8 protein-coding genes are annotated in these 9,283 nt (G+C 60.8%); 3 read left to right on the forward strand and 5 right to left on the reverse strand.

The annotated features are described in order from the left end of the window. Positions 1 to 138: 138 nt before the first annotated feature. The 5 genes from fabB to QMX98_RS28290 form a co-directional block, all read right to left on the reverse strand. Entirely contained in the window at positions 139 to 1,359 is a 1,221-nt protein-coding gene (gene fabB, locus QMX98_RS28270; protein WP_010457084.1) for a beta-ketoacyl-ACP synthase I, read from the reverse strand. Positions 1,360 to 1,370: 11 nt separating this feature from the next. Further along, a complete protein-coding gene (fabA, locus tag QMX98_RS28275) occupies positions 1,371 to 1,886 on the reverse strand; it encodes a 3-hydroxyacyl-[acyl-carrier-protein] dehydratase FabA (protein WP_008148022.1) in 516 nt (171 codons plus the stop codon). A 248-nt stretch (positions 1,887 to 2,134) separates the two neighbouring features. After that, entirely contained in the window at positions 2,135 to 4,036 is a 1,902-nt protein-coding gene (locus tag QMX98_RS28280) for an ATP-binding protein (protein WP_010457080.1), read from the reverse strand. After that, the gene (locus QMX98_RS28285; RefSeq protein ID WP_010457078.1) at positions 4,033 to 4,965 is read right to left on the reverse strand and encodes an ABC transporter substrate-binding protein; all 933 of its coding nucleotides are present in this window, start codon (positions 4,963 to 4,965) and stop codon (positions 4,033 to 4,035) included. The genes QMX98_RS28280 and QMX98_RS28285 overlap by 4 nt, the downstream gene beginning before the upstream one ends. After that, positions 4,966 to 7,089, reverse strand: a complete 2,124-nt coding sequence (locus QMX98_RS28290) for a TonB-dependent receptor (protein WP_145309693.1) — start codon at positions 7,087 to 7,089, stop codon at positions 4,966 to 4,968. 196 nt (positions 7,090 to 7,285) lie between these two features. On the opposite strand from QMX98_RS28290, the gene QMX98_RS28295 reads away from it, so the two are divergent. Genes QMX98_RS28295 through sixA form a run of 3 tightly spaced genes read left to right on the forward strand, consistent with a single transcriptional unit; the run spans position 7,286 to position 9,143 of the window. Further along, on the forward strand, positions 7,286 to 8,311 hold the full coding sequence (locus QMX98_RS28295; protein WP_010457075.1) for an NAD(P)H-dependent glycerol-3-phosphate dehydrogenase: 1,026 nt from the start codon (positions 7,286 to 7,288) through the stop codon (positions 8,309 to 8,311). 32 nt (positions 8,312 to 8,343) lie between these two features. Next, positions 8,344 to 8,691 carry a DUF4389 domain-containing protein gene (locus tag QMX98_RS28300; protein ID WP_010457073.1) on the forward strand — a complete coding sequence of 116 codons (348 nt, stop codon included), beginning with the start codon at positions 8,344 to 8,346 and terminating at the stop codon, positions 8,689 to 8,691. Next, positions 8,688 to 9,143: a phosphohistidine phosphatase SixA gene (gene sixA / locus QMX98_RS28305; RefSeq protein WP_102595730.1), complete on the forward strand. Its 456-nt coding sequence runs from the start codon at positions 8,688 to 8,690 to the stop codon at positions 9,141 to 9,143. Before QMX98_RS28300 ends, sixA begins: the two co-directional genes overlap by 4 nt. Positions 9,144 to 9,283 lie beyond the last annotated feature (140 nt).

A 9,283-nucleotide genomic window follows, 5' to 3' on the forward strand; every position in this document is an offset into this window, starting at 1 on the left:
CGGCGAAGGCGTCCTTCAGTGCGCCTTCGCCGGCAAGCCTGGCTCCTACAAAAAGCATCGCAGTGCACATTTTTTCAGGCATAAAAAAACGCCCCGAACCAGTCGGGGCGTTTTTGTGTGCTGCGAGACGGCGGAGTATTACTTGCCGGTCCAGCGCTTCAGTACCAGGGTGGCGTTGGTGCCACCGAAGCCGAAGCTGTTGCTCATCACGGTGTTGATGGTGGCGTCTTCGCGAGTCTTGGTCAGGATCGGCATGTCTGCCACTTCCGGGTCCAATTCTTCGATGTTGGCGGAGCCCGCCATGAAGTTGCCTTCCATCATCAGCATGCAGTAGATCGCTTCGTGAACGCCGGCGGCGCCCAGGGAGTGACCCGACAGGCTCTTGGTGGAGCTGATGGCCGGGGCCTTGTCGCCGAACACTTCACGCACACCTTTCATTTCCGCGACGTCGCCGACCGGAGTCGAGGTGCCGTGGGTGTTCAGGTAGTCGATCGGAGTATCGACGGTGGACATGGCCATCTGCATGCAGCGGATGGCGCCTTCGCCGCTTGGGGCGACCATGTCGTAGCCGTCGGAGGTCGCGCCGTAGCCAACGATTTCCGCGTAGATCTTCGCGCCGCGGGCCAGAGCGTGTTCCAGCTCTTCGACCACGACCATGCCGCCACCGCCGGCGATGACGAAACCGTCACGCTTGGCGTCGTAGGCACGGGAAGCTTTTTCCGGGGTTTCGTTGTACTGGCTGGACAGTGCGCCCATGGCGTCGAACAGGAACGATTGGCTCCAATGCTCTTCTTCACCGCCGCCGGCGAACACGACGTCCTGCTTGCCCATCTGGATCTGTTCCATGGCGTTGCCGATGCAGTGAGCACTGGTGGCGCAGGCAGAAGCGATGGAGTAATTCAGGCCCTTGATCTTGAACGGTGTGGCCAGGCAAGCGGAAACGGTGCTGCTCATGGTCCGCGTGACGCGGTATGGGCCAACGCGCTTCACGCCTTTCTCGCGCAGGATGTCCAGCGCTTCCATCTGGTTCAGCGTGGAGGCGCCACCGGAACCGGCGATCAGGCCGGTACGCGGGTTGGAGACTTGCTCATCGGTCAGGCCGGAGTCTGCGATGGCGTCTTTCATGGCCAGGTAGGCGTACGCCGCCGCGTGGCCGACGAAGCGATAGATCTTGCGATCTATCAGCTCTTCGAGGGGAAGGTCAATGGAGCCGGAAACCTGGCTACGCAGACCCATTTCGGCATATTCCGGGTTGAACCGGATGCCAGGGCGGCTTGCACGCAGGTTAGCGGAGACGGTCTCTTTGTCATTGCCCAGGCACGATACGATGCCCAGACCAGTGATAACGACGCGGCGCATGCGGATAACCCTTAGAAGTTGTCAGTGGAGGTGAAAACGCCGACCCGAAGGCCTTCGGCGGTGTAGATCTCGCGGCCGTCGACACTGACCGAACCATCGGCGATGGCCAGGTTCAGCTTGCCCTTCAGCACGCGCTTGATCTGAATGTTATAGGTGACTTTCTTGGCGGTCGGCAGGACCTGGCCAAAGAATTTCACTTCGCCCGAACCCAGCGCACGGCCACGGCCCGGCAGACCTTGCCAGCCGAGGAAGAAACCGACCAGTTGCCACATGGCGTCGAGGCCCAGGCAGCCTGGCATCACCGGATCACCTTCGAAGTGGCAGGCGAAAAACCACAGGTCAGGAGTGATATCCAGCTCGGCGACCAATTCACCTTTGCCGTACTTGCCACCCTCGGCACTGATATGGGTGATGCGATCCACCATCAGCATGTTCGGGGCGGGCAGTTGTGCGTTACCCGGGCCGAACAGCTCACCGCGACTGCAGCGCAGCAGGTCTTCCCGAGTAAAGGCGTTTTGTTGGGTCATGCGAGCTCCTCAATAGTCCCATGCGGCAGGGTGGGGCAAATCTTCCCGGCCGACCGAGGCGTTCATGCCTCGAGTCAGCAGCCTACTCATAGACTATTGCGTTGTGGTGAAAGTCACAGCACCAAGGACATGAATGTACACTTGTGCACTGAAATTATTATTCAAGCCCCTTTTCGGGCCTGTTCGGGTGCCTAAGACTGCCGCACTTTCGCCTTTCACGCCAGTCGCAGATGGTCGAAAGGCCTGTACTACTGCACCCAGCGCTGCAAAATTTGCTGCAGATCAGTGCGTTTGAAGGGCTTGGCCAGGTAATCGTTCATTCCAGCTGATAAACACGCTTCACGGTCGCCCTGCAAGGCATTGGCGGTCAGGGCGATGATCGGCAAGTCTGCGCAGCCGGGGAGCAGGCGGATCTGGCGGGTTGCTTCGTAGCCGTCGATGATCGGCAGTCGGCAATCCATCAGAATCGCTTCAAATATCAGGCTTTTGGCGCTTTGCACCGCCTGCGCGCCATCGGTCGCGACGCTGACAGTAAAGCCCAGACTGCGCAACATTGCTTCGATCACCGTCTGGTTGACCGGGTTGTCCTCCACCAGCAGCACATTGCGTCCTTCACCATGGCCGTCGCCGCTCTGTGTCCGTGGTTTCAACTCCGGCAGTGACTGCTTATAAAGGGCCAACGGAATTTCCAGGGTAAACACCGAGCCCAGGCCTTCTTCGCTCTGGGCGCGCAAGGTGCCGCCCATCCGTTCGGCCAGGGTGCGGGCAATCGGCAATCCCAACCCGGTGCCGCCGTAACGCCTTGAAATAGAACTGTCGGCCTGCTGGAACGCATTGAACATCAACTCCAGGCTTTCGGCCGAGATGCCAATGCCGCTGTCGCGCACGGTGCAGGTGAACCACAGCAGTTCGTGATCCAGTGACTGCCATTGCGGTTCGATACTGACGCGGCCTTGCTCGGTGAACTTCAGCGCATTGCCCACCAGGTTGACCAGAATCTGCCGGATCCGCGTCGGGTCGCCTTGAACCTGCAAGGCGCGCATGTCCTCGGGAATCGCCAGGGCCAGATCGAGCCCGCGTTGCGCCGCGCTGTGCTGGAACGACTGGGCGCAGCTGCTGATCAGGTCAGCGAGGTTGAACGGAATGTGTTCCAGCTCCAGTTCTGAACGCTCGATGCGCGAGAAGTCGAGAATGTCGTTGATGACTTTGAGCAGGTGTTCGGTCGACTCCGAAGCCAGCGCCGCATACTCGATCTGCTCCTCGGTCATGTCGGTGGTTTCCAGCAGTTGCAGCATGCCCAGCACGCCATTCATTGGTGTGCGCAGTTCGTGGCTCATCATCGCCAGGAAGTCGGATTTGGCGTTGTTGGCCTTTTCCGCTTCTTCGCGTGTCTGGATCAATTGCGCCATGGCCTGCTGCTGCTCACGGCTGGCCTGCTCGAGGCCTTGCGCGAGGTTATTGATGTGCTGCGACAACGCGCCCAACTCAGTGTCATCGACGATCGGCAGCGGCGTTTTGTAATCACCCTCCTGAATCGCCTTCACGGCGTGGCCGATGTCGCGGATCGGCTGCGACAGGCTGCCGGCCAGGCGTCGGGCCACCAGAAAGGTAAACAGCAGCGCGAACAAGGCGAGAATCCCGGCCTTGAACAGGATTTCCTGCTGACGCTGGCTGAAGGCGTCATTGGACAAGCCGACGATCACCCGGCCCAGGTAGTCCTCGGGCGGGGCCGTGTTGGCGACGTTGCTGCCCTGGAAGAAATCATTGTTCAGCGCGATCCGTTGCAGCCGCACCGGCGCCTGGAACACTTCGACCTGATGCGAGCGGGCATGGGTTTCCGACGGTTGCTCGACGTACACCAGAATCCGGTTGGCGCTGTCCTGGACTTCGAGAAAGCGCACGTTGGGCGTGGCCAGCGTCGCCTTGAGCAAACTTTCGAGTACCTCGTTGTTGCCCGAGATCACCCCGTATTCCGTGGCGGGGGCCAGTTGGTTGGCGATCAACTGGCCGGTGTGGTTGAGCTCCTGGCGCAGGTCCTGGATCCGCACGAAGGTGAAGAAACTGATCAGCAGCAACGTCAGCAACAGGGCGGGGCCTAGGCTGATGATCTGCGTGCGGGTGTTGATGTCCCAACCGCGACGGAAGGTCATGGGCGGCTTTCTCCTTCGGCCAACTGTGCTGCGACAAACGCTTCAGTCACCTGTTCAATACCCAATGAACGAGCCACCTGCGGATTACTTAACACTTTGAAGTGTTTTGGATACAACGCACGGGGCCAGCCTGTCTGCGGCCGATCGAGCAATTCGTCGAGCACTTCCAGCCAATCGTTCTGATCGCTGTAGGTGCTGGCCAGGCTACCAGCCTTGACGAAAGCGGCGTTCGGGCCGACTAGCGCCAGTTGTCGCGAATAGCTGCTCAACAGCAGATTTTTTGCGGTTTTCGGGTTGTACAGATCGGCGTCGTCGAGGCCCAGCAGCACGTCGCAGTTCTTCAGCAAATTCTGTAAAGGGCGGCTGTCGTTGGTGTTGTCCCATCGCTCGGCGATCACTTCAAGGCCCAACGCTTGTGCCGACAGCCGCAATTCCTTGAGCAGGAATTCGCTGTGACTGTCGTACAGCACGCCGATGCGTCGGGCCTCGGGCAGGATGAGCCGGGTCAGGCGCAATTGCCGATCCAGCGGCGGATCGCTCCAGAGCAGGCTGAGGTGCGATGGAAAGTCAGCGCCGAAACGATGATGGGCTTGCAGGCGACTGATGCGCAGTACCAGCGTCGGCGGGCCTTGTGTCTCTTGCAGGCGCCAATCGAGGCTCGGCAGATCGAGCAGGATCAAACGGGTATCGCCGGGCAGTGCGCCCGGCCTCGGCAAGCTGTCCAGTACTTGGAAGCGAACGCTGTCGGCCGGGCGCATGCCGCTCAGCGCCTGCACAAAGGATTGCACGCCCGGGCTGTCTTCGGCGCCGGTCAGCAGAATGTCGGCGGCCTGAATCGTCAGGCTGCCAAGCAGGCCGGCAAACACCAGGCACACCCCTGCCAGCAGGCGGCCAAGGGTTGGCGACTTCCGCGACAGGCGATGCAGCATTTAAAACGTCAGCTCCGCGCTGAAGTAGAGCACCCGACGCTCGTCATAGTTGTTGTCGACGAAGGTGGTGGGTTGATGGTCGAGGCGCTGCTGGAGCACGCCGGCCAGTTCCAGATTGGCCTTGCCCAGGCCGATGCGTTTGGCGATGCGCGTGTCGACGCGTTCGAAGCGGTAACCGTTGAGGGCGTCGTCCCCGTAATAGAAGAGGGCGCTGTTCCAGCCGTGGCCCCAGTTGCGCAGCCAACCGGCGGAACCGCTGTTGCGCGCCGTCAGTCGCTCATCCTGCGGATTGCTCGCCTCGGCGTCGACGTAGGCGTAAGTCAGGCGCAGCCGGTCGGCGCTGCTCAGGCGCCAGTCCAGCTGGGTTTCCGTGCCCTTGAAGCGCGAGCTGTTGGAATTGCTGGCGATGTACTGATTGTTGCGCAGGGGTTCGCTGATCATGCCGCTGATTTCGTCGTAGAACAGTTTCACATCGACCGTCAGCCCAAGCTCCGCGAAGTAGCCGTTGTAGCCCAGCTCGCGCGAGCGCATGCGTTCTTGTTCGAGGTCGCCGGGACCGCGGGTCTTGACGAAATACCGGGCGCTGGTCTGGCCGTAGGCACTGGGCCGCAGGTTGGTCACCTGGTAACTCCAGTTGACGTTGTTCTCGAACATGTCCGGTGAGCGGATGGCTTCCGAGTACACCGCGCGCAAGCCGTGACGCGGGTTGATCAGGTAATTGACCGCTACCCGCGGGGTCAGCGAGCTGCCGGTCAATTGCGTGTCTTCGAACATGGCGCCGCCCTGCAGCAACCAGTGCTCGGTGGCGCGCCACTCGAGTTGGCCGAATGCGCGCCAAGTGGTGTCGTCGAGCGTGCCATTGAAGTAGGTCTCGGAATTTGCCCGGTCGTAACGATAGTTCATGCCGCTGACCAGTCGCAGACTGTCGGACAGGCTGAGGGTGTCTTGCAGTTCCAGGTCGTAGCGCGTTTCCCGGGCGCTCTGGTCGATGTCGCCACAGAGGGTTTGCCGGGCACCGTTGCGCCATTGCGCCAGCACTTGATTGCCCAGCGCTTGTTCCGCCGCCGTGCCGGCCGGCGCGCCGGGACCGGTGAAGCGCTCGATGTTGCGCGCCAGGCGTTCGGTGTAGTTCGGGTTGAGCTGCCAGAGTTCGGTCAGTTGCGGGCTGAACGAAACTTCCGCATCACAGGCGCGCCAGGTCTGCTGACGGTCCCAGTGCTGAGCCGAACCCTGGATATAAAGGCTGTGATCAGGATTGATGTCCAGGTTCCAGCGCAACGAACCGGCGTAGTCCTTGGCAACGACGTCGGAATTGTTCCCGGCTGCGGTAATACCGGAGAACACCGGGCGGTAGGTATAAGGCCGCTGGTTGGTTCCGTCCTTGGCGTTCAACTGCCAGTCGATGCTCTGGTTTTCACTCAGCGTCTGGCTGACGGCAAGGTTGAAGCGGTTCAAGCGGCGACTGTCGCGATAATCAGCACCGTTGCTGTCGGTGTCGAAGCCGTCGTCCTGCTGGCCGGACAGTGACAGACGCAGGTCGCCGCCGTCCCAGCCCACACCCTGGCTGGCGTAAAAATCATCGATGCCGCGCTGGCCACGGGTGACTTTCATCCGCGTGCCGTGGCTGTCGGCCGGGTTGCGGGTGATGATGTTGACCACCGCCATCAACGCATTGGCGCCGTAGCTGACCGTGTTGGGGCCGCGGAAAACCTCGATGCGCTCGATGTCTTCCATGGCCACCGGGATATCACTCCAGTCCACCGTGGCCAGGCCAGCGCGGTACACCGAGCGGCCGTCGATCAGCACCTGCATGCGCCGCGCTTCCGTGGCGTTGGTGCCGTGGTAATTCACCGCCGCCTGATTACCGCTGATATTGCCGACCATCATGCCCGGCACCAGGCGCAGCAATTCGCTGATGTCCCGTGCACCGCTGGCATTGATCAGTTCGCTGTCGATCACCGTCATGCTTCCCGGGACTGCGGCCGGCGACTGCTTCAGGCGGGTGGCCGTGAGCACTTGCGGCAGCGATTCGTTGTCGAGGAACAAGTCGTCGGCCAGCAATGGCGAGCTGAAAAGCAATGCCAGAACCAGCGGAGAGGAGGGTGAAGGAGAGCCAAACGACACGAAACGTCCTTGATAACGATGAGATGGCGCGCATGTTAACCGAGCTGTTCGACTTTTCCATTCACGATGCCGGCATTTTCCTAGGATTTATTGGTCTTCTTCCTACAAGTGTCGGTAATTGATACGGGGGCTGGCCGCCACTGGGACGCTCCGTATAATGCCGACATCGCCACTGGTATGGATTAACGGATTGCATATGACTGAACAGCGCCCAATTGCGGTCCTGGGAGGCGGAAGTTTTGGTACCGCCGTGGCTAATCTGTTGGCCGAGAACGGGCATCAGGTCCGGCAGTGGATGCGTGACCCCGAGCAGGCTGAGTCCATGCGGGTCAATCGCGAAAACCCGCGTTACCTCAAAGGCATCAAGATTCTTCCCCTGGTAGAACCGGTGACTGATTTGCAAGCGACCCTGGACGCTTGCGACCTGTGCTTTGTTGCGCTGCCGTCCAGCGCGCTGCGTTCGGTACTGGTCCCGCACGCCGCACGGTTGAGCGGCAAATTGCTGGTCAGCCTGACCAAAGGCATCGAAGCCCACACGTTCAAGCTGATGAGTGAGATCCTCGAAGAAATCGCCCCGCAAGCGCGCATCGGCGTGCTGTCCGGGCCGAACCTGGCCCGTGAAATCGCCGAACACGCCCTGACCGCCACCGTGGTCGCCAGCGAAGACGAAGAACTCTGTCAGCGGGTCCAGGAGGCGTTGCATGGCCGGACCTTTCGCGTGTACGCCAGCGCCGACCGCTTCGGCGTGGAGTTGGGCGGGGCGCTGAAAAATGTGTACGCGATCATCGCCGGCATGGCGGTGGCGCTGGGCATGGGTGAAAACACCAAGAGCATGCTGATCACCCGGGCGTTGGCGGAAATGACCCGCTTCGCGGTGAATCAGGGCGCCAACCCGATGACCTTCCTTGGGTTGGCAGGCGTGGGCGACTTGATCGTCACGTGTTCGTCGCCGAAAAGCCGCAATTACCAGGTCGGGTTTGCCCTCGGCCAGGGGTTGAGCCTGGAAGAGGCGGTGACCCGCCTGGGCGAAGTCGCCGAAGGCGTGAACACGCTGAAGGTGCTCAAGGCCAAGGCTCAGGAAGTGGGCGTCTATATGCCGCTGGTCGCCGGGTTGCACGCGATTCTGTTCGAAGGGCGCACGCTCAATCAAGTGATTGAACTGTTGATGCGCGGCGAACCCAAAACCGATGTGGACTTCATTTCCACCAGCGGTTTCAACTGATCACGCTTTCGAGATAAAGCAGGGAGTTGCACATGAACGATCCGAAAACAGAGGCCACCTACGAGTCCATTCTGCTGCGGGTGTTATGGATGATCGTCTTCTTGCTGGTCTGGCAAGTGGCGCAGTTCATCCTGGGGGCGGTGGTGCTGGTGCAACTGATTTATCGTTTGATTTATGGCGCCCCGAGCGCCAGCCTGATGAACTTCGGCGACAGCCTGAGCCAGTTCCTGGCGCAGATCGGTCGTTTCGGCACCTTCCACAGCGACCAGAAACCCTGGCCGTTCGCCGACTGGCCGACGCCGCGTACACCGGAAGGCGAAGCGCCGCACGCCGTGCCGCCAGCGCCACATCCGGCCCGAGATGAGGAGCCGAAACTATGAAACTCTGGGTATTGCGTCATGGTGAAGCCGAGCCACACGGTTCCAAGCCACACGATTCGGAGCGCGCACTGACGGAACATGGTCGTTCAGAGGTGCTGAGCATCGCAGCTGAACTGATCGGTCAGCCGATTACAGCCATCTATGCCAGCCCGTTTCTGCGAGCGCAGGAGACCGCGCAGCTGGTGCGCGATGCGCTGGGTTTCGAACCGGAGATTCGCACTGTCGAGTGGCTGACCCCGGACACTGATCCAGACAAGGTGGCCGAGCAACTCGTGTCGGTGAGTGACGTCCTTCTGGTCAGTCACAACCCGTTGGTGGGGAACCTGTTGAGTTACTTGCAGCATGGTGCCGGCTATCCACCAGAGAGGGTCAGCACCGCTGGCCTGGCCGAGCTCGAGAGCGCTGAACTGCTGATAGGTTCGATGAAGCTCAACAGCATCAAACACCCGTAACCGCATTTGCTTTGGCTTTTTGCAGGCGCGAGGCTTGTCCGCGAAGCTGTTGCCGTCGTTGAAAGCCCTTCGCGTGCAAGCCTCGCGCCGACAGGGGGCGGCGGTGTTGCGGGATTTTGTGTGAAATATTCAACCAAGCA

It is taken from the genome of Pseudomonas sp. PS02303 (assembly GCF_029959925.1).
Classification (GTDB): domain Bacteria; phylum Pseudomonadota; class Gammaproteobacteria; order Pseudomonadales; family Pseudomonadaceae; genus Aquipseudomonas; species Aquipseudomonas mandelii.

Bases quoted from the DNA above. Each gene is read 5' to 3' on its own strand.
- fabB (WP_010457084.1), bottom strand. From the start codon at position 1,359: ATGCGCCGCGTCGTTATCACTGGTCTGGGCATCGTATCGTGCCTGGGC.
- fabA (WP_008148022.1), bottom strand. From the start codon at position 1,886: ATGACCCAACAAAACGCCTTTACTCGGGAAGACCTGCTGCGCTGCAGT.
- QMX98_RS28280 (WP_010457080.1), bottom strand. From the start codon at position 4,036: ATGACCTTCCGTCGCGGTTGGGACATCAACACCCGCACGCAGATCATC.
- QMX98_RS28285 (WP_010457078.1), bottom strand. From the start codon at position 4,965: ATGCTGCATCGCCTGTCGCGGAAGTCGCCAACCCTTGGCCGCCTGCTG.
- QMX98_RS28295 (WP_010457075.1), top strand. From the start codon at position 7,286: ATGACTGAACAGCGCCCAATTGCGGTCCTGGGAGGCGGAAGTTTTGGT.
- QMX98_RS28300 (WP_010457073.1), top strand. From the start codon at position 8,344: ATGAACGATCCGAAAACAGAGGCCACCTACGAGTCCATTCTGCTGCGG.
- sixA (WP_102595730.1), top strand. From the start codon at position 8,688: ATGAAACTCTGGGTATTGCGTCATGGTGAAGCCGAGCCACACGGTTCC.